11 protein-coding genes are annotated in these 21,403 nt (G+C 54.3%); 4 read left to right on the plus strand and 7 right to left on the minus strand.

Annotated features, from left to right (window positions below; all coding sequences use genetic code 11):
* Positions 1 to 258 precede the first annotated feature (258 nt).
* Complete coding sequence (locus tag CA54_RS20460) at positions 259 to 2,109, plus strand: tetratricopeptide repeat protein (RefSeq protein WP_146372842.1); 1,851 nt, start codon at positions 259 to 261, stop codon at positions 2,107 to 2,109.
* A gap of 213 nt (positions 2,110 to 2,322) precedes the next feature.
* Positions 2,323 to 2,661, plus strand: coding sequence for a hypothetical protein (locus CA54_RS20465; protein WP_146372843.1), 339 nt, complete (start codon positions 2,323 to 2,325; stop codon positions 2,659 to 2,661).
* Positions 2,662 to 2,722: 61 nt separating this feature from the next.
* Here CA54_RS20465 and CA54_RS20470 read toward each other — a convergent pair whose 3' ends face one another.
* The 6 genes from CA54_RS20470 to CA54_RS20495 form a co-directional block, all read right to left on the minus strand.
* Positions 2,723 to 3,937, minus strand: coding sequence for an AAA family ATPase (locus CA54_RS20470; RefSeq protein ID WP_146372844.1), 1,215 nt, complete (start codon positions 3,935 to 3,937; stop codon positions 2,723 to 2,725).
* Positions 3,938 to 4,028: 91 nt separating this feature from the next.
* Positions 4,029 to 6,122, minus strand: coding sequence for a pilus assembly protein N-terminal domain-containing protein (locus tag CA54_RS20475; RefSeq protein ID WP_146372845.1), 2,094 nt, complete (start codon positions 6,120 to 6,122; stop codon positions 4,029 to 4,031).
* A gap of 423 nt (positions 6,123 to 6,545) precedes the next feature.
* Complete coding sequence (gene cpaB, locus CA54_RS20480; protein WP_146372846.1) at positions 6,546 to 7,526, minus strand: Flp pilus assembly protein CpaB; 981 nt, start codon at positions 7,524 to 7,526, stop codon at positions 6,546 to 6,548.
* Between the two features lie 282 nt (positions 7,527 to 7,808).
* Positions 7,809 to 8,360 (minus strand): A24 family peptidase, encoded by a 552-nt coding sequence (locus CA54_RS20485; protein WP_146372847.1) that lies wholly within the window; start codon positions 8,358 to 8,360, stop codon positions 7,809 to 7,811.
* Between the two features lie 515 nt (positions 8,361 to 8,875).
* Positions 8,876 to 9,043, minus strand: a complete 168-nt coding sequence (locus tag CA54_RS20490) for a Flp family type IVb pilin (protein ID WP_145376478.1) — start codon at positions 9,041 to 9,043, stop codon at positions 8,876 to 8,878.
* A gap of 160 nt (positions 9,044 to 9,203) precedes the next feature.
* The gene (locus CA54_RS20495) at positions 9,204 to 9,374 is read right to left on the minus strand and encodes a Flp family type IVb pilin (protein WP_145376477.1); all 171 of its coding nucleotides are present in this window, start codon (positions 9,372 to 9,374) and stop codon (positions 9,204 to 9,206) included.
* A 1,009-nt stretch (positions 9,375 to 10,383) separates the two neighbouring features.
* Here CA54_RS20495 and CA54_RS20500 point away from each other — a divergent pair.
* A complete protein-coding gene (locus CA54_RS20500; protein WP_197532666.1) occupies positions 10,384 to 18,258 on the plus strand; it encodes a secretin N-terminal domain-containing protein in 7,875 nt (2,624 codons plus the stop codon).
* Between the two features lie 56 nt (positions 18,259 to 18,314).
* On the opposite strand, the gene CA54_RS20505 is transcribed toward CA54_RS20500, so the two are convergent.
* Positions 18,315 to 19,028, minus strand: a complete 714-nt coding sequence (locus CA54_RS20505; RefSeq protein WP_197532667.1) for a hypothetical protein — start codon at positions 19,026 to 19,028, stop codon at positions 18,315 to 18,317.
* 660 nt (positions 19,029 to 19,688) lie between these two features.
* Between CA54_RS20505 and CA54_RS20510 the strand changes: the two genes are divergently transcribed.
* A complete protein-coding gene (locus CA54_RS20510; protein ID WP_146372850.1) occupies positions 19,689 to 21,383 on the plus strand; it encodes a GspE/PulE family protein in 1,695 nt (564 codons plus the stop codon).
* The last annotated feature ends 20 nt before the right edge of the window (positions 21,384 to 21,403 follow it).

Below are 21,403 nucleotides of genomic sequence, written 5' to 3' on the forward strand. Positions count from 1 at the left end.
TTGTTGTGCCATCGCAGCGGCCCGTGCGCTGGGCCGCAGATTTTCACTAATACGGCGAATCACCCCGGGCAGGGGGTGAAGTTGTCCGCCGTTCTTTGAGAAGTCCGACACGCTTGCCGTGCGCGTGTAGACTTTCAACAGGGTGCGAGCATTCCCGGATGTGGATTGCGTTCGCCTTTCCTTTTGGACGCTCGCCCCCCTTAGGCGAAATTGCCACAGCTCCTGAAAAACAATTGAAATCGAGATACAGGCACGCACATGCGAGCACTCATTATTAGTTTGACGATTTCTATTTTCCTTACCACCGCCGTCGGTGCGGAGGAAGCGGGCAACGTGCCGCGCTCCCCCAATTCCGATAGCCGTGACCGTGCGGCCGCCGTTGCACTCAACTACTGTCGCGCCGCCTTTTTTCGCATCAAGCGCAACGGCACGAAACCGGTGTTGGTCGAAGAGCAAGAGAACATTCTCAACAACCTAAACCTCAACGGCATTGCCGATCAAGAAGTCGTGACGCTCTACACCAAGGTGCTCGAAGAAATTGGCGGCGAAACGATCGCAGAAAAAGAGCGCCAACATCTCAAATCGGAATTTCGGCGGAATCTCGGCCGACAAGCGATGGCCTCCGCGTTTTTATTGAGTACACAAGTGACGACATTTCAATACGGCGAAGCTTTGCGGACCGGCGCGGGCAGTTGGTGGGACTACCGCAATTTAAAAACGAGCAAAGAGTCCGCCGAATGGAACATCGAAAAATCGCGAATGGTGCAAGTCGTCAACAGCTCTTCGCACTTCTTGGATACCTTCTGGAAAATGATCCAGAAGAAAAACATTCCCGATCGCTGGTTGATCCGCTGCGCCGACTTGGACAGCCTGGACGCCGCATTGGACGAAACAGACCCTGAAATCCGCTTACGTCTACTGCAGCGATTAGAAAAATTCATGGAGTGTTATCCGCCTTATTGGTACCACGTCGCTCGCACGCATCAAGCGTTGGGGGATTGGGATAAGGCTGCGGAGACTTATGAAAACCTTGCCAACTATGGGGCAGGGCATTTTCGACGAGATGAAATGTTGGCGGCAGGGGTTGCGAACCTAGCGGCCATTCAAGACTTTCAAGGTAACCGCGAGGCAGCACGGACCGCCCAAGAAGCATTAGGCTATGCGGACACGACATGGCAAGCCAATTTGGTCTGCGCTCGCATATTGGCCAAGCATGGTAAATATGAACTGGCCGAAGAGGCCGCCTTGCGAAACATTGATGCACATTTGGAACGGACGCAAAGCTTGGTCGCGTTAATGACCATCTACCAGGACGCGGGCGAACGTGAAAAATTGATTCACTGGCTTCGCGACGAACAGGTGCTGGGACAAATTCCAGTGCCGGCAGTCCTCCGGGCCTGTACCTATCTTGGATCCAACGAAGTGCCCACCATGGTGAACCGGCATTTGCTGCGAACGCTATTCGGTTACGCCGATTTGAATTTGGGAATGGACGACATTGTCTTCCGGGCGGACCCCTTGTGGCAAATTGGAACGGCCAAAGTCAGTTTGTTGATCAATGGTCGAACCGTACACGCTCCCGAGTTGGGACAGAAGAATGAGGCCGCCGAAGTTCGTTTTCGCGATGTCAGCCAATTGGGAGGGATCTTTTCATCAACGCCGCGGTCGACGAAAATCGCGTTGGTTCTCAAATATCCACACATGCAGCCGACGGTGTTACACCTGCGTCGCGTTGCCCCAACTGCTGTCACGGCGATTTGGCAAAATGACGGCGCGCGACAACCTTCGCAGCTCGGGCGCCGCGGTGGCAACTACCTGGTTTCCGACATTAAATTCGAAGGGCGACAATTGTCTCTGATTCGCTACGGACGCCCAACTCGTTCCGGCGGACGCTTGGTGGAAACCTCCCCCGTAAAACCGGAGCCCCCAAAGGTGGCTGACGAGAACCCGATCACGCCTCCGACAAATCCGTTTCTCCCAGCGAGCAGCAAAAAGGAGATCAAAGCCGAGACCAAGCCGTCTCCTACGATCAAAATTGGCGAGGTCACTCCGATTATGGAGACGAAACCCACAGGGATAACCGCGGATCCGCCCTCTCAAATCCCATAACGGGCCGAAAATTGGTAGTGCCGCATTCCGGGAAGTGAGCTATACTTTTGCACCTGCGGGCGGCAGGACGAGGATGCTCGCGGTGCTTGACTCCCTAGATGCTCCCCCCACGAGAATCCCGCTTTTCAGGAATTCCGAAGTTCCTCGTCTGCTAAGTTTTGATCACCGCCAATCGACCAAGGACGGTTATGAAAACGACGGGGAGAAATTGCGATGAGCAGTATCGGTCCGAGCAATCCAGCCGCGTTCAATCTGGCGAGTTCCTTCGCTGGTGCCCAACGGACGACCTCACAGCAGGAAGAGTCCAAGGCTCAGCAGGCGGCGCAGAAATTCCAAGTCGAACAAACCGAAGCCATCGATAAAGACGTTGTCGAAGCGGACTTGGATGCCGACCGCGACGCAGACGGTCGACAGAGTTGGGAAGCCTCTCCCGGCGGCAGTCACCTTGAAGAACAGCAAGACGCCAGTGATTCCAAGACGGCGGAAAAAACCACCAAACATGCCACTGATGCACTGGGACTTCGCGGTGGCCGATTGGACGTCGATGCCTAACCAAGACTGCCGATGACTTTGCACACTGCGCATGCCCAGCGCGGCGAACATCCGCGGCGGGCTATTTGGATCCGCTAGAAAGGAATCCAAACAGGCTGTTGCGACGCTGTTTTTTACTGTCGTCTGTTGTCTGGGCGGCGCTTTTCCCGTCCAAGGCAGCGGCGAGCTGATCGACGCACTTCGTCAGTTTCGCCCGCGGAGCTTGCATTTGGAGCGGAATGCCGTTGTTGCGTGCCTCGACCATCGTGGCGTAGTCATTGGGAATCTGCCAAAAGATTTCGCGGCCGATCGTTTCCAAAGCTTTGTTTAAGCTGATTTGTTCTTCTTCCAATCCCAAACGATTGACGACTACTTTGGTTTTGTCGACCAATCCGTCGAAATTGTCAAAGTATTGCATCAACCGCACGACGTTGCGCAAACAGGGCAAGTCGAGTTGCGTGACCATGAGCACGCTGTCGGCCAATTCCAATGTGGCCATATCCAACGGTGAATACGTCTTGCTGACGTCGATCACCAGATGGGTAAACGTCGCCTTCAACAAGGCAATCATGCGTTTCAGCTGGTCGGTGTCGACCGTCGTATCATGCGTGATTTGCACCGGTCGCGGCAACAAATAGACACCACAATCATGTTGCGTCAACGATCGCTTTAATAACGAGTAGTCCAAGCGAGTGATGTTTTCAGTGACGTCGTGAATGGTGTAATCAGGAATGATGTCCAACCAGACATCCGCATCACCCAAGGCAAAATCGATGTCGACGATTGCGACGCTGTTGCGTTCCTCTTTGGCCAGACTACAGCCCAGATTCACAGCCAAAGAGGTACACCCCACGCCTCCGCCGGCACCGCTGACGGCCACGACTTGGCAGGAGAGCGCCGACCCATCGCCGCCTCGGCCGCGTCCCGCATTTTGAATACGGTCCAATGCGGCGAGGAAATCCTCCCATTTAAGAGGATAACTCAAGAACTCCTTGGCCCCGTTTCGCATGGCGTGCAGGATCAGGCTGCCTTCGGTCGAACTGCTGACGACCAAAACGCTGCAGCCGGGAAGATCCTGTGTCACGCGACTAATCAAGGCCAAGCCTTTTTCCTCATCGTCGTCGAGATTTATCAGCGCGATGTCGGGCTGCGTCTGTGAAATGACATCGGCAAAAAAGTCGTAACGCGAGCATTCGGCTTCCAACCACACCATATCCATGCCCATCAACAAATTTTTGATGGTCGTTCGGGAAGAGTCGTTGGGGTCTACAATTGCCAATCGGACTACGTTATTCATTAGTCTCTCGCCGCTGATTCAAAAGGACAGATACTCCGAAGTTCAAGAACTGGCCGGCATCATGCCGTCATACTTCAAGGTGCGGAACCCCTTAAGGAGTTCCGCTCGACGATTGTCCGTCCGGATTTGTCCGACCGGTTAACTCCTTCGGAGCAATTAACCCCGGTCGCGGCGCGCGACGACTGGGCTTTGATTGGCTGGACGCTTTCAACTGGTTCAGCACTTCCTGCTTTTTCGCATCGGGAAAGACCAATGCCGGATTTGCAGGAGGTGCTGTGCCGGATGGCTGCGCTGAGGCAGCCGAAGCACGCCTTACGATGGTCGTGTTGTTCTGACCGGTTCGCTGCTGTTGGACGACTTGCGTCGGCCCAGTACGGCGATTCGAACGGGTTTGATTCAACGTTTTAGCTCGCGGTGCTGTCGTCACTTTAGAGGTCGCTTTGGCTCGCACGGTCGTAGGCGGCTTTGTTTTCACCCGCTTGGTCGGTGCCGGCCCCAGTAAGGGCGTGGCACCTGAGGGAGCAACAGAAGCTTGTTGAACCCGGGGGGCCGCACTACGAAAGCGTGGTGTGACCAAATCCGGCTTGGCTGGGGAGTGGCCCAATGTGGGACCCACTCCCTGCGGTTTGGCGGCTTCGGGTTGCGGTGTCGGCGGAGGTGAGATGTCGGATCCACTGGCTGCCGGGGCCGGGGGAACTGTACTCGGAGCGTACTGCATGTTGCCGTTGGGAGTCGGTTCGATATAAGCGGGTTGCGGGACATAGCCACCGTCAACTTCGCAGTCGATACATTCCGGCCCGTAGTAAGGGACTTCCAGTGTGCCATCGAGGTACAACTCGCGATCGGTCGGAGTACTTGTGAATTGTCCGGGGCCTTGCGGCGGGACTTCACACGGTTTCAACGGGTCAGCCAATTCCGGTGTGACCATAATCAATAGTTCGGTCTCAGTTTCGTCATAGCGAACGCGGCGGAACAGGGCACCAAAAAAGGGCAATTCGCCCAAAACCGGAACTTTGAACGTCGTGGCTGTTTGGCGATCGAAGATCAGTCCCGCGATCACGAACGTTTGCCCAAAGTCCATTTCCACAGCAGTTTGTACACGGCGTGTGGTCAATCCGGGAACCACGATCCCTTGCGTTTCGATGGCACTGGAAAAGTCCCGTTCGCTCACTTCAGGAATCAATTGCAGGCTCAATCGGCCGTTCCCCAACACGATGGGCAACGCTTCAAGTTTGACACCGAAGGATTTGAATTCGACGCTCAGGGTCCCCAAGCTTTGTGGAATAAGAATCGGGAATTCTCCACCTTGCAGAAGGTTCGCTTTGGAACCACTTTTCACCGAAAGATTCGGCTCGGCGAGGATTTTCAGCAAGGATTCTTCCTTCAAGGCTTCGACGAAGCCCGAGAAAATATTACTGTCGCTGATAATCCCAAACATCGCCGTGGCTCCGGCCGGATTAAAATCGAGGCTCGTCGCGGCACCCGCTGCGGCCGAGAGTGATCGGATCGGAATCAGGTTACCCGGATTCGAGACGATGTATCCGTTGTTTCCAATGTCGAAGAAGTTGAAGCCCAATCGGCGAATCTTGCCACGTTGAACCTCCATGACTTTCACTTTCAGCATGACCTGTTGGACGCCGCCGACTTGAATGTTGTTGATCGGCTCGGGGAAGAACTGCTCGGTCAATTGCATGATCGGGCGAATCTGTGCCGGTTGGTCGACCCATCCGCTGAGCACAGCGGTGTTTTGCACCTTGGTGACATGAATCGCAGCGTCGGGAAAACTCAGCTGCAACAACGATTGCAGATGCCGCACGTCGCCCACGACGAGGATTTCTAGCTTATGGCTTTGGCCAAATTCGTCGACGACAGTCACGTCGGTGACACCCGGTGCCCCGGCATTGATCCGTAGTTGCCGAGGGTTGAATGGATTTTCCACTTTAGACGCGGTAATGACTTCCGAGTCGTTGACATCGACCGTCGTGATGCGGCCTTTGAGTTCGAGGACTCGCGTCGATTTCTCCACCATTTCCAATTTGGTAAATGGACGATCGACGTGATGAATCATGTGGTTCGCTATGGGCAACGCATCTTCGGCGGTGATAGGCGCCGATGCAGCTAACAACAAAGCGAATAATGAGGTACAGATAAGACCTCGTGATCGAAACCGAATTGGCATATGCATCCTTGCACTCTCCCTCGTTTGAGTGATCCCGTCCAGAGTCCCTCGGGCGTGATCCTATTCGACAGTGTTCCTGGCAGAAGCGACGGCCGCCACCATTAACTTGCGAACGTTATCCTAACTTTTGGAAATTACGAGCGGGATTTCAACTCGTGTTCGCTCGGCTGCGGTCGACTTGCCATGAATAGGTTTGTCGAAGACCACAACTCGGGCGATTTCAATTGGCCCGCAAAACAAGAAAATATTGGTGGGGACGCTTGCACGCCCCACCATTCAACTACAAACTCTTGTCGTTTTCAAAGTTTCATCAAGCCGCATAGTGCGGTGTTGCTTTGACAAATGTCCCGGCAACCATCGCGATTGAAAACGTTGAATACGACTACGTTACTCTCCGGCAGTTCGCCGTTGCGGTCCTTGCTTTCAGGATTACGTGGCGGCCGGTTCTGGTTCAGTACCTTGTGGTTCCGTGGGTTCCACATCGATGTTATCGATGGCATTGGGATCGGATAGAGGAACGTCCTCGACCGTTTTTTCGCCATCGTGATAAATTACGATTGTCCAAGTCGGAATCGGTTCGGTAACCGGCTCCTCGTCGATTTCCTCGTTGATACTATTGCGAATATCTTGCTGGTCGCCGGTCAATTCCGGATTGACGTAGTCCGCATCTTCCGGGGCGATGTCATCTTCACCGAACAACGCACGAACCTTGGCATCGAAGTATTCGTCATCAATGTCTGCAACTTGTTCCTGCGTGTCGTCGTCCTTATGTCGCAGCGAAAAATTCAGGTCGCCTTTGCTCTCCGCCAAACGCAACAAGTTGACTTGTTCGGGAGTTACCAATACGGAAATGTTCTTGTAAATCGACTCGGATTCGTTGTCGATCATGTCTCGTTGCTTGTCGACAGCAAACACTTCGATGTACTCCAAAACCGTTTTGGTACGTTCCGTCGTGACTCCTTTGAGTCGCCGTTTATACGTTACTTGAATGTCAACGCGGTCGTGCGGATTCACGAAACCTGCCACCGCAGTTTTCGCGGTAACGCTGATGGCTGCCACGCGCATTCCCGAGGGAATTTCATTCGACGCACTGAAAACGCCTTCTTCACCGAGCATAGCTTGCACGATCGGCGTGCCGGGAAATGCACGTGTGCGCAAACCCCGGTTGACATATTGATCCGCCGATGTCACTGCATCGGTTGGCATCATGTCCATTGGCATTTCTTTGAACGTCACCATCGAATCTTCAATCTCGATTCCGGGGCTGATCTCCTCAAGGGCGATCAGCACCGGCATGGTTTTTTTGGCTGCTTCTTTTTTGTCTCCGGAGAGAACTTGTTGGACGCCAATCATGGCGACTAAGCCGCACCCGAGTGCGACGGCCAACATTACGATTGATTTACCTTTCATCGATCCACCTGCTTGATTTGGGAGGTTAGCAGTTGGTCACGCAGCCGCCGGCCGATGGGCCCACAATTCCGGCTTCGCAACGTATCTCGCATTCCCGACATCAGTCCCGGTTTTTCGATTAGAAGGATCTTATCGATTGGTTCATCGGCAACGATGAGTCAAAAGCTTCAATCTATACCGGTTTTAACGCTTGGAATGATCACAACGGTTGTGCGGACATGCCCCGTTGCCAGCCAAAACGACTGGAAACGGGGCACACCGCCATCTCAAAATATCGCCCGATTAAATCATGCCAGCATAGAAAAAGTACCCAATTGAACCGATGCAGATCGGAATCCCGTAGGGTAGGAGTAACATGCTGGATTTACGCTCCGCGGCGATTACCGAAAGTTCGCGCGGATTCTTAACCTGTTTGAATTCAAACATGATCATGAAGAAGTTTTCGTAATGTTTTCTCAGCTTACCGCTGGAGACCGCCATCACGATCGCCATCAAGCCGCCAATGACCGCTGAGACGACGAACGCGTACACAGTCACCCATCCGCCTAGCCACGCCCCAATGCCGGCCATGAGTTTGACATCGCCGGCCCCCATTCCGCCCACACTATACAGTGGCAATAGGGTCAACAGCCCAACGCACATGCCGATCAGTGCGCTGCTCAAGCCTGCCCAACCGTGCATCCAGGTGTTGGCCACCAGTCCCGAAAGGACCATAGGAAACGTAATCCAGTTGGGAACCCGCAATTCTTTGCCGTCGATGTAAGCCGCTACGATCAAAATGACCGAGACCAATTTGACGGGCCAGTTGTGAATAAAAATCTCGTGTAGATCCATGACTGCGTCTGTCCTTCTGTTACGACTCCGCCTCGGACACTGTATGCACGACAAAAATTCATCGCAGGCCAAGGAGGGCAGGGGATTAGTCGGAGGGAATGTTTGTGGCAAGTTTTTTCTTACGAGTCGTTTCAAAAACCCTGGGACGCGTTCCGTTGACACTGCAGTGCAAGTTTACGGAACAAGCGAGACCAAGAATTGAAACTGGTTCTAGGAGCTGAACGAACGGACTCAAACACCGGGACGGCCTACTGTGAACAATGTAAAAAATGCCACCAAGGCGCCCATGACGAGCACTATTGTTTGTGGAAGCGATTCGAGCGATGCTTCGATCCAGAACGGTACCATTTTAGCCGCCCTCGATTATGTATTCTTAAGTGGGTTACTTGTACGGCATTTCACGATGGATGCCGTTACGAATGAGTTACAGTGCCTCTGAGACTCAAGAAGCCGTCCAGTTTCACAACGCATGTGAAACTGGACGGTTGTCAATCTCGTTCGAAAACGCGCCCCGATTACAAAGCCGTGGCAACACCTTCGAAGGTCGTATTGGTCGTCGTACCAACCGATGTGATCGCTGTGAGGCAAACCACGATGATCAACGCCAACATGACCGCATATTCGACGGCCGTTGGGCCATCTTCCGAAACCAAAAACTTCTTGACGCTCTTAAGCATCTGCATTTTCTTCTCCCTGTTCAGTTCGGGCCCAGCCAATGCGGCAACGCATCCCGAGAGCATTGCGCAAGCCTCAAGCGGCGTGACGGAGAAGCGTTCGCGATACCTAGGCAATGAAGCCGCGGATGCGTTCGCCTCTCCAGTCGCGCCACCTGAAATGACAACCTTACATCGCGGTGGCGACGCCTTCGAAGGTCGTATTGGCTGTGGTACCGACCGACGTAATCGCGGTCAGACAGACGATGATGATCAACGCCAACATCACGGCGTATTCAACAGCTGTCGGGCCATCTTCGGAAACCAAAAACTTCTTAACGCTCTTAGCCAGTGTCTTCATAGGATTCTCCCTTTACAGGTTTGCCGCAGCTGTTCTGGCGAACAACTGGGACGCAAGCATACGAACTCCGATTGGCCCGGTGGGTGGATGCTTGCGCAAAACCCGGCAACCGACGCATCGGCTGCAATCGCCTCTCAAAGTCCGCCACCCAAATAAAAACCTCACAACGAGGTTACACCCAAAATAAATGACGGCTTTTCGGTTCGACGCAGGCGGTGAGCAGCTTTGCAGCCACTCCTGATTTCTGCCTGCGTTGTTACCAGCACAACGAAAACCTAGGTCACGGAAAGGTCGAGTCAAGCAAACAATCCCACGAAATCGGCAAAGTCTATTCATGTTGCCGGACCACATCACCTCAATCATCTCAAGGCTCGACCACAACGCGAGTTACGGAATGATTTCAAAAAACAACACCCCAAAGATTCTTGTCATTCCGCCGCGAAGCCGATCAACTCCAAAGGTGGATGCGGCGAACAATCGGTAAACCAGAAATGTCAGCGATTTGCCGCAATACCCACCAAACTGCCTCAAGCGGGGCCGATCACGTAGGTCACGTGGAGCTAACCCTTCATTCGTTGACTGAGGACTGAACGGGAATTCTGCGCCGATTTCCTGGAATCCGCGCTTTACCCACAGTTCGGCGGCGTGTACTGTATTACAGATAGTTTCAAAGCCCGCTGACGCGTCTCGTTCACTCTGATAGGCATGTTTCCGGAATCTGCGCAACCGAGTTTTGAAAACGACTCTAGAGAAAACCCACCTACTTAGCCCACCTAATTCGCATCCTAAACGTCGCGATCACTTTGGTTTTGCCCCAACTGCTCGCTGCTTCTGAGTCGTCCCTCAGGACGATTTTGAAATTTAGAGGATGACAATCAATCAATCCCGATGGCCGGACTCAACTTGCGTCCGCGCGATCGCGCTGAAACTCACACCGAGAATCCATTCCGAGCAGCAAAATCGGCACTGTTCGCCGTTTGCGCAATCAAATCGCACTGGAGTGAAGACCGTGACGTTACATCAAAACTGCTCGCCTTGTCGTCGACATCTGTTCCGCACGTCGCTGCTTGCGGCACTCTGCGGAATTTGCCCGTCGCTTGCGATTGCTCAAGATGCGCCACCCGCCGCCGACACACCGGCTGCTAAGGCTCCCCCCGCTGCCGCAAAACCGGCGGCGGCGAAACTGGATTATGCCCGACTGGCCGACCCTGAGGTTGCCGCTCAGTTAAATCTGACGGAGGAGCAGCAAACGAAACTCCAAGAACTGCTCAAAAAACGCAGCGAAGCGCTCTCCCAAGCCGAAGCCGCCGACAAAGCCAAGATTGCCGCCGAGCAAAATGGAACCATTGCCGCTCTCCTATCTGAAGAACAACGGGCGAAATTGGCCAAGATTCGCCCGGTCCCCAAGCTTCGCTTCAATTTTCGATTTCAACGTTGGGCGGAAGTCTTGCAGTGGTTCGCCCAGGAAGCGGACCTATCGCTGGTGATGGATGCCCCGCCGCCGGCAACGTTTAACTACACAGACACTAAGGAATACACGCCAACCGAAGCGATCGATCTGCTCAACGGCGTCTTGCTAACCAAGGACTTCACGCTGATTCGTCGCGGTCGCATGCTAATCGTGATCGATATGAAAGAAGGCATTCCGCAGGACCTCATTCCTCGAATCGATCTGAAAGACCTGGAAGATCGCGGCAAACATGAATTCGTCAGCGTCATGTTTCCGTTGGGCAAGAAGAATGCGGAGGAAGTTGACGCGGAAATAATGCCGCTTCTGGGCAATCAAGGCAAAAGCGTGCCGCTGCCCAAGACGCAGCAAATCCTGGTCACAGCCACCGCAGGGAACATGCGTGCGATCGGTGCGGTCATTGATTCTATCCCCGAACCGGCGCCTCCCAAACAACCTCCCAAACCCACTCCCCCGGAAAAACCGGAACTCAGGACCTACGCGACGAAATCCGCCGATGCCGCTGCGGCCGTCGAGTTGATCAATCAGTTAATCAGCGGAATCAAAGTCGTTCCCGACGCTAAGGCCGGTCAGATCAATGTTTTTGCGACGCCTTCGCAACAAACTGCTGTCCTAGCGCTGTTGGACAAAATACAAACCGACAATCCGCCCGAATCGAAGCCCCGTTTGGAAGTCTATTCCCTCACGCGCGGCGACCACACACAGTTGCTGGAATCGTTGAGGCTGGTCTTGCCGGAAATGCAAATGCGCATTGATCCAGTGGACAATCGCCTGATTGCTTGGGGGACACCGGACGAACAAGCCAAAATCAAAGCGTCTCTCGATCAACTAGGGGGAGACGGGCCAAATGGCAAGACAGCGCAGCTAGCGACTTATCTATTGCTGAAAGCGGATCCCGCATCGACTCAAGAGTTGTTATCCAAACTGGTTCCCAACGCCCGGGTTTCGTTTGACCCGCAAACTCGAAATTTGATCGTCGTCGCAGTGCCAGATGACCAACGTGTTGTGAAAGCCATGTTGGACCAACTGCAACCCACGCAGCCCGGGGCCAATTCGCCGGAATTGCAGTTCTATCCCTTCAAGGTGAACATTCCGACCGGATTAATGGAGGTGCTGCAAACATTAGTTCCCAACGCTAACATTCGTGCCGACGGCAAGAAATTGATTATCACCGCCACCCCGGCTGACCACGTCTTGATTGCCGACACGATCAAAAAGTTCCCCATGCCCATCGCGAGTGAAAAACCGCGATTGGAGATTTATCCCATCACTCCCGCCCAGCGCAAACGATTTGAAGCAGTGATCGGGACGATAACCGGCGACCTGCCAGGTATTCGGATTATCACCGACGCCGAGCCGGGAGAACTAGCCGTGTGGGCGAAATCCAAGGAACACGAGGCGCTGCAGGCGATCCTGGAGAAGCTAAAACGGGATGTGCCGGATGAAGAAAAGTTCACGCTGACCAGTTATCCGGTCAAGGCCGCTCAACAACCGCAGACAACGAGCGTCCTGCAAACCCTGTATCCGGAACTGCGGGTTATCCCCGATGCCGAGGGAAACCGCCTGCTTGTCTGGGCAGGCCCCCAGCGGCACACAGACCTCAAAGCCACACTGGACAAGGTCCTCGCCGAAGTTCCCGAAGCCGATCAACCCCGCTTTGAGGCTTACGCCATTCAAGGCGCGGACGCGACGAGTCTAATGCCCACATTGCAGACACTGTTGCCGGCCATGCGTTTATCGGTGGATCCCAAGACCACACGGCTGATCGCCTGGGGGACTCCCAAGGAACACCAGATGTTAAAATCGGCCTTAACCAAGGTCGGTGGCGGCATGGCGGAGATGTCGCCGCAAATTGAAGTCTATCGGCTCACGAAAGCCGATCCCTCTGCAACGCAAACGTTATTGCAGGGACTTTTCCCGGCAGCACGGCTGACGATTGACCCGCAAACGCGAAGCCTCATTGCCGTTGCCATCCCCGAAGACCAGCAAGGTATCCGCGCCACGTTGGAACAACTTCAACCCGAAACGCCCGGTCCCAACGAACGCACGCTGCAATTCATTCCGCTCGAAGAAGCCCCACCCGCCAGCCTGTTGGCGGTATTGCAGCAACTGGCGCCGCAGTCGCAAGTCTCCTACGACCTCGAAGCCAAGCGACTGATGGTCGTCGCCACGGCAGCGGATCACAATGTGATTAACGAATCCGTGAAACGTGTCGTCGACTCTGCTGCACCAGCTGAGAAGTTCTCGTTAGAGATCTATCCAGTGACCGCAGCGCAGCGCACGCGCTTTCAAACGATTTTGGATACTGTGCAAAGCGAAATGCCCGGCATGCGTATTATCACCGATGCCGAACCGGGAGAATTGGCGGTGTGGGCCAAGAAAAGCCAGCACGAGAAGCTGGCCGACATCATCGCCAAATTGCGGCGGGACACCCCCGCAGGCGACAAATTTGTGCTAGTGCCCTATCAGATCAAAAATGCGGATGCGGCCAACACGCTGACCGTGATGCAAAGCATCTTTCCCAACATCAAAATTGTGTTGGATGCCAAGACCAAAAAATTGCTCATCTGGGCCCCGCCGAGTGAGCACGAAAAAATCCAGGATGTGGTAGACAAGATCGACTCCGGCGCTGCTGCGGACGTCCAAGAATCCTACAAAGTCTATCCGGTCCCTGATTCCGATGCTGCCGCGGTGATCAACTTGTTGCAACAACAACTCCCGGACGTCACCTTCACCAACGACACGACCTCCAAAGCAATCATCGCCTGGGGCCGCAAGGCCGACCACCAAAAAGTCGACGCCATTTTGAAACAAGTTTTGGCGAGTTTGGACCCGGATCGCAAGCCGAAATTGGTGATCTATCCGGTCGGCAAAAGTGATTCGGCTAACCTAATGCGTGGGTTGCGGCAAATCTTTCCCGATACCCGAATTGACGACGACTCTTCGTCAAACTCCATGCTGATCTGGACGACACCTGATCGGCATCAGGAAATCCAAGCCGCGTTGGACCAAATATCGGCCAACCTGGAAAAACAAAACGGCGGCACGATGGTCATTTATCAGGTCAAATCCCAAGTAGTATCGCCTGCACAACAGATCATCCAAATGGCCGTACCGCGGGCACGCGTGATGCTCGGTGGCAATCCGCCGCGCATCGTTGCCTGGGCCAAACCGGACGAGCACGCCGAAATCGAAAGTATTATCAAAAAGGTTGAGAAGGACGCCGGCAGTACCGAACCGCGCAACATCGTCATTTATGACCTTGAGGGCGTCGATGCGACCGCTGTCATGCAACTCATCGATCCCGTGCTCCGCGCCGAAACCCAGTTTATCACCTCCAGTAATGGTGAGCGGTTGATCGTCCGTGCTAAAACCAAACACCACGCTGAATTGAAAGCGACCATCGAAGGGGCCAAAGAAAAACTGCCTAAGGTTGGTAAGCCGACGGCCCATGTCTATCAACTAAAACACGTGGACCCCAACATTTTAATGGCGATCGTGCGGCCTATATCTCCCGCATCGCCGATGGTGCCCAACGTGCGCGATAGGTCGCTGGTCATTACCGCAACACCCGAGGATCACGAAAAATTCCAATCCGAAATTTCCAAAATCGACGTCGAGCGAACCGATGGCGAATCCGCCTATTTAAAGTCGCACCCCATTGAAAGGGCTGATGCGGGAACCGTCTATGGTATTGTGGCGAATCTCATGTCCGGACAGGGCGGCATGCAGCTTTATTACGACTCACGGAATAACGCCGTTATAGCAAACGCGCATCCGGATCAGCACAAGACGATTGCCGAGACGATTGCCGACGTCGAAAAGAATTTTGTCGAGGCCACTCCGGAAATGTATCGTCTGCACACAGCCGATCCGAATGTGGTCGCGGCTTTTTTGCGAACTCTCGTACCGCGGGCATCGATCACCGTCGATAATCCGCAACGGAGCTTGGTGATCGTGGCGACCGCTACCGATCATCAAAAAATGAAAGAGGCAATCGCCAAGTTCGATGTCGAGCCTGATGCCGAAAACGCGGCGTTTCTCAAGTCGCACCAGGTCAAAAAGGCCGATCCAGGCACGACATTCGGCGTCGTTGGACAACTGCTGGCCAGCCACCCCGAAGTCCGCTTGTCGTATGATTCGCGTAACGGCGCGATCATTGCCTTCGCCGATGCGGCGCAGCAGAAAAAAATTGAAGAGGTCATTGCCGACATCGAAAAGGATATCGAAGGGGCCACCTCAGAGGTCTATCGTTTCCGCACAGCCGATCCGAATGCCGCCATCGCGATCCTACGGATGGTGGCTCCCCGCGCTCAAATGACCGTCGACAACCGCAATCGCAGCATCGTCGTCAACGCCATTGAAGCGGACCACACAGCCATCGCTGAAACGATCGCCAAGATGGACGCCGATGGGAACGACGAAAACGGAGCGGTGCTAAGGGCTTATTCGATCAAGTCGGCCGAACCTGGCAATCTGCTCAACATGCTGCAGACCAACTTTGCCTTGCAGCCAGATATTCGGTTATCCGCGGATTATAAAAACGAAACGATCGTCGCATTGGCAACCGACGCGCAGCACAAAAAAATCGCTGCCTTTATCGCCGAAGTCGATGACAAAGGCAAAATTCGCACAGCTGAGGTTTACCGGTTTCGATCCGCCGACCCGACCGCTGCCAGCGGCATTTTGCGGACGTTGATTCCCAAAGTCCAAATGGCGGTCGACAACGCAAGCCGCAGTCTCGTGGTGACAGGCACACCCGAAGAACATGCGTTGATCAAATCGACGATTGCCAAAATGGAGGAGGAACCCGCCGGCGGACGGGGTTCCGTGCTGCGTTCGTATCCGGTCAAAGCCGCTGAGCCGAACAATCTCCTCAACATGCTGCAAACCAACTTCTCGCTGCAACCCGATATTCGGCTGTCACTCGATTCACTGAACGACACGATCCTAGCCTTTGCTCGCCCCGAACAACACGAAAATATTCAACACTTTATCGAAGAAGTAGAGAAGGGGGGGCAAACGCGGCGGGCGCAGGTCTATCGTTTTAGTGTCGCCGATCCCAACACGGCCTTGAGTGTCCTGAGTGTATTAACCCCTAAGGCACAAATGGCGGTTGATCAAGGTAGCCATAGCTTGGTAGTCACAGCCACCGAGGGGGATCATGAAAAAATTGCCGCTACGATCAAGGAAATGGATCGCGAGGACACCGACGGTACCGGCCCGCAACTTCGTTCCTATCCTGTCATAAATGCACAAGTCAATACATTGGCACAGGCCATTCAAAGTGCCTATCGAAACCGCCCCGACGTGCAAGTCACTTATGACTCACAAAACAACACTGTTTCCGCCGTGGCTCCGGTGGCTGTCCATGTGAAAATCAAGGAGTTTATCGAAAACTCCGATAAGCAGGGCGTCACATTGATTCCCAAAGTGTACCGTTTCGAAAACGCCGATCCGCAAGCCGCGCTGCGCGTGCTTAGGTCACTAACTCCGCGCGCCGACGCCGCCGTCGATACCGAGAACAACAGCCTCGTCGTTAGCGCCTCGGAAGCGGACCACGCAAAAATCCAAGCCACTGTTGAAGCCATGGATGGTGACGGAGCAGCCCTGGGCGTTCCAGAGTTGAAAGTGTATCCGCTCAACGCTGCGGACGGCCGCAGTCTGCAGACTACTTTGCGGACGTTGTTTCGCCGTGATCGGGACGTCGATGTTTCTTACGACAGGGAGAATAACAGCATCCTCGCATTGGCCCCCGAGAAAACACAACAGCGAATCGCCGATATGGTGCAAGAAGTTGAAAGAGCCTCCTCGGCCGATCCGTTGTCGACACTGCAGCTGTATCGTTTGGAAAACGTCGATTCTCGCACAGCGATGGAAATTTTGGAAAACGCCTTTAGCCAACAGATTCCCAAAATCAAATTGTCGCTGGATCGTCGCGGTCGGCAAATTGCTGCCATCGCCCGTCCCGAACAACATAAGATGATTCAACAAACACTCAAACAAATGGATACCGACGAGCGAGTGTTGGAAGTGTATCAACTCGATGTGATTGAACCATTCACGGCGGAATTGTCGATCGATCGCTTATTCGGCAGTTTCGATTTTGACGACCCGAATGCCCCGGTCGTCGATTCGGACAATGCCACTCAGCAACTTTTCGTCCGCGCCAAAAAAGAGCAGCAAGCCGAGATTCGCGAGTTGTTATCCAAAATGGGAGAAACCGGTTTGGCTGTCCAAGCCGAAAGCGGCAAAGGGGGTCGCATGCGAGTGATTCCGTTCCAAGGCGACACCGCCGCTGCCATTCGAGAAATCGAACGCGTTTGGCCTCAATTGCGTAAGAATAGCATCCGCGTCGTCACCCCGTCGGCAGTGATGCCCAGTTTGCGACGCCTAGCACCAGACGCATCACGTAACGGTGGAACGAAGCCAAAACCTGCCAAGAAGAACGGAGCCCAATTCGCGGTCCCTGCGGAAGAGGTCCCTGCACAGAACAAATCCGCCAAACCAAACACTACTAAAAAACAGCCGACGTCCCAGCAGCAATCTAAAGAATCCGCGACGTCGCAAAAATCGACAACCACGCCTGACGTAAAGTCCGACGCGGAACCCTCATCGTTCCCGGTGATTGTCGCCCCGGGCAATGGCCGGATTACGATCGCTTCGGACGATCCGGAAGCTTTGGACCAATTTGAAGCCCTACTACGAGCGATGTCCCCGAAACGCACCGGTGGACGCGGCAACAACTTTGTCGTGTTTTCACTGCGGTACACCAGCGCTGTGCAGACCGCCACGACGCTGCAACAGTTTTTCGAAACCGGGGGCAGGCGGGGTGGTTCGTCACGTTCGCGGTTCAGCAGCAACGTGACCATCGTACCGGACCAACGCCTGAATGCGATCATCGTGCACGGCAATCGCCATGACCGGGATACCATCGAGGAATTGCTCCAGGTACTCGATGCTGAAGACAGTCCGGAAATGCTGTCCGCCAATCGTCCCCGGTTGATTCTGGTGAAAAACACGGAAGCTTCGCGGATCGAAGACGTGATTCGTTCGATCTATCAATCGGCATTAAAAAACGGTGGCGGCGCACCGCCAATTCCCGTGCCGGCCGGTGTGTCGCAAGATGTCGCCGTGGCCATTCAACGTGTCAACGCAGCCAGCAATGCTCCGTTGCTGACCGTCGAAGTCGACGAACGGACTAACTCGCTTGTGGTGATGGCTCCAACGTCGTTGTTCGAGGAAATCAAAGAACTCGTACAGCAAATGGACACGGCGGCCAACGACGACTCCACCCGACGGTTGAAGGTGATCAAACTCAAAAGCCTCAACATCCGCAGCTTAGAGAATTCACTGGACATGCTCACGGGTGAAGGGAGTCGATCCCGCTCACGACGACGACGTCGGGGCCGCTAAACACGCAATTCCCGAGCTGACCGGTTGCAGTGCACAAGCAAAACGGCCGGCAACGATTACGGCTGCTGCCCTGGTGCGGCGGGGTTGTTGTCGGGTGGGGACGGGTTGTTTTTGGGACCGCGCGCATACTCGCGTGCCGTGATGACCCCATCTAGATTCGCGTCCAATTTCTTGAATCGCTCCACATCCGCCGCTGACAGCTTCGGAGAAAATTCGGACTGCGTTAATTGTCCGTCGCCATCCCGGTCGCGGTTGAAAAACTCCTGCGAAAGCCCTTTCGGCAGACGCGAACTGGGCACGTAGAACTTCTTACTCCGTCGCAACGATTCCCGGTCGTCTTGAAGGGGCTGTTCTTCATAGGCTTCGCCTGTCGTGCCTCCGACGGCACGGTTCTCGGTTGCATTGGGGGAAAGCAAAAGCATGCGGCGGAAATGACCGTAGGCCGCCACGTGAGCGGCATACTCATTGGCCGTGATCACACCGTCTTGATCGGCATCAATGCCCTCAGGCTTGCCTGCCATCATTTTCCATTCGGCCGGCTGCAGCTTACCGTCGGCGTTCATGTCGTACTTGTCGATAATTCGTTTCGCGTAACGACTCAATTTTGCCGAGGGAGTCGGGGCAGCGGTGGGAGCCGGTGTCTTGAACGGGTCGACCGGATCGGCAGTTGTGGAAGGGGCCGCCTCGTCAGCCATCGTGGTCGCGAACATGCAAACGGCGACCAGCGCCCCTCCGCATCCAATCTTCACTACACGTCTAATCGTCATCATCAATTCTTTCGTCGTGCTCCGAAAATGCGCACAGTCGATTGTCACAAACGGCTCTCTAGCGAGTTTATCACGGTTGGGAACAGTGAGCCAGGAATAGGGGCATCGATACATCAAACAATTGACATATCAAAAGGATTTCAAGGACTCCTCACGGGATGATTTGCCTAAATGATAGCGTACAGTCTGTCGCCCTAGCGTGGAAAGTCCCTAGAAAAAAACGGGGAATCGTCGGTTTTATTGCATACAATTGAATTTCATAAGTTCTTAAAGAAAAGCAGCTTGCGTCAACGGCTTGTCGTCACTATGGTGTTTAGCCGGAGCGGGAAGACTAGCTATTGACTGTTATGAGAACTTGGCATAAACTAAGTCGCATACGTTATTCCCCACCTAAACTGAACTGGGACGAGTCCTCAATCACCGTGGCCTAGACGGTAAGAGCGGACCCGTACCAACCCACCAGTTTTCCTACCTTGAAGTAGCGAAGCCATGTGACCCACCACAACGGTCATTGGTTTGGCAGGCTGTAACACGCCGATACTACCCGCGGATTTTGCGTTCGTTGATGTCAGAGCCGTTGATGTCGATTGCAGTTTTCGTTGGTTGATAACAGATTTGGCCCCGCGCTGAATTTGTCCTACCTCCCTATACCCACCAAATACGATGACATCCTTAGACACCGCTAAAGAGCCGTTGGTCCTCGACGCTCGTCAACTGCGCATCGCTCGCGAAGCGCAAGCCGACGACGGACGACTGGATCGCGCTGCCGCCGAGTTGGGTTTACCCAGCGAGGATGCTGCATTGCAGGCTGTTTGCGCCACGCTCGGGTTGGAACTCGTTGATCTCGCGAATTACGACGTCGATTTGTCGCTGCTCCATGAGTTCGACGTCAAATTGATTCATCGCTACAGCATCTTTCCGATCGGCCGCCAAGATGGCTCGATCATCGTCGCCACCAAAGACCCATTCGACCTGCACGCGTTGGACGCAGTCGGAGCATCGACCGGAGTCGGCGTGACGCCGGTCGTGGCGGCTCCCGATGAGTTGAACAAACTGATCAAGTCAAATCTGGGTGTCGGTGCCGAAACGATCGATGGTTTGATGGCGCAGCGCGAAGACGCCGGCGGCATCGAAGTCCTCGACGAATTGGAATGGGACCAGTCGGAAGACGCGGCGATGGCTCAAGAAGCCTCAGTCGTCCGGCTCGTCAACGAAATCCTCAGCGAAGCCGTCGAAGCCCGTACAAGTGACATCCACTTGGAATGCCAAGCCAAGGGCATGAAGCTGCGGTATCGCATCGACGGTGTGCTGCAACGTCAGCCGCTCCCGCCGGAACTCAATCGTTTTCAGGCGGCGATTCTGAGCCGGTTGAAAATCATGGCCAAGATGAACATCGCTGAAAAACGCGTGCCACAAGATGGGCGGATCAAGCTGCGTGTTTCAGGCCGCGAAGTCGATATTCGTGTTTCCATGATCCCCATGCTGCATGGCGAAGGGGTCGTCATGCGTGTTCTCGACAAGGACAAGATGAACTTCTCCTTGAAGGGCATCGGCATGGATGAAGACATCTACAACCAATTCCAAAAGCTGATCACACTGCCGCACGGAATTATTCTCGTCACCGGACCAACTGGTTCAGGAAAAACGACGACACTCTACAGCGCGCTCAACGAAATTAAGAACGAAGAAAACAAGATCATCACCACCGAGGATCCGATCGAATATCAACTCGATGGGATCAACCAGATTCAGGTGCACCACAAAGTCGGGCTGACATTCGCCGCCAGTTTGCGGGCGATCTTGCGGCACGATCCAGACGTGGTGCTCGTGGGTGAAATTCGGGACCAAGAAACTGCCGAAAATGCGATTCAAGCCTCGCTGACTGGCCACTTGGTCTTCAGCACCTTGCACACCAACGACGCCGCCGGCGCATTCATGCGTCTGGTCGACATGGGCGTCGAGCCGTTTCTGGTTAGCAGTACGGTCGAAGGCGTGATGGCCCAACGTTTGGTGCGAACCCTCTGCCGGGAATGCTGCGAAGCTTACGAACCGAACAAAGACGAACTACCGGACGATTTCCCCATGGACCTCATGCGGGACCAAGGGGCTCAGATCTTTCGTCCTGTTGGTTGTCGCGCTTGCCGTAACGCGGGGTACTCCGGGCGAGTCGGCTTGTATGAACTGCTGCGTGCCAATGAGGAAATCCGCAATTTGGCGACAGAGCGGATGTCGTCAACGATTATCAAAAAAGCGGCGATCAAAGCCGGCATGCAATCACTACGACACAACGGATGGAAAAAAGTGCTCGAAGGCCGGACCTCGGTGGATGAAGTCCTGCGTGTGAGTAAAGAAGACTAAAACGCCCCTCTCAAACTTGT

The organism is Symmachiella macrocystis, assembly GCF_007860075.1.
In the GTDB taxonomy this organism is placed as follows: Bacteria; Planctomycetota; Planctomycetia; order Planctomycetales; family Planctomycetaceae; genus Symmachiella; species Symmachiella macrocystis.

Coding starts and splice junctions, on each gene's coding strand:
- CA54_RS20460 (WP_146372842.1), top strand. CDS start 259: ATGCGAGCACTCATTATTAGTTTGACGATTTCTATTTTCCTTACCACC.
- CA54_RS20465 (WP_146372843.1), top strand. CDS start 2,323: ATGAGCAGTATCGGTCCGAGCAATCCAGCCGCGTTCAATCTGGCGAGT.
- CA54_RS20470 (WP_146372844.1), bottom strand. CDS start 3,937: ATGAATAACGTAGTCCGATTGGCAATTGTAGACCCCAACGACTCTTCC.
- CA54_RS20475 (WP_146372845.1), bottom strand. CDS start 6,122: ATGCATATGCCAATTCGGTTTCGATCACGAGGTCTTATCTGTACCTCA.
- cpaB (WP_146372846.1), bottom strand. CDS start 7,526: ATGAAAGGTAAATCAATCGTAATGTTGGCCGTCGCACTCGGGTGCGGC.
- CA54_RS20485 (WP_146372847.1), bottom strand. CDS start 8,360: ATGGATCTACACGAGATTTTTATTCACAACTGGCCCGTCAAATTGGTC.
- CA54_RS20490 (WP_145376478.1), bottom strand. CDS start 9,043: ATGCAGATGCTTAAGAGCGTCAAGAAGTTTTTGGTTTCGGAAGATGGC.
- CA54_RS20495 (WP_145376477.1), bottom strand. CDS start 9,374: ATGAAGACACTGGCTAAGAGCGTTAAGAAGTTTTTGGTTTCCGAAGAT.
- CA54_RS20505 (WP_197532667.1), bottom strand. CDS start 19,028: ATGATGACGATTAGACGTGTAGTGAAGATTGGATGCGGAGGGGCGCTG.
- CA54_RS20510 (WP_146372850.1), top strand. CDS start 19,689: ATGACATCCTTAGACACCGCTAAAGAGCCGTTGGTCCTCGACGCTCGT.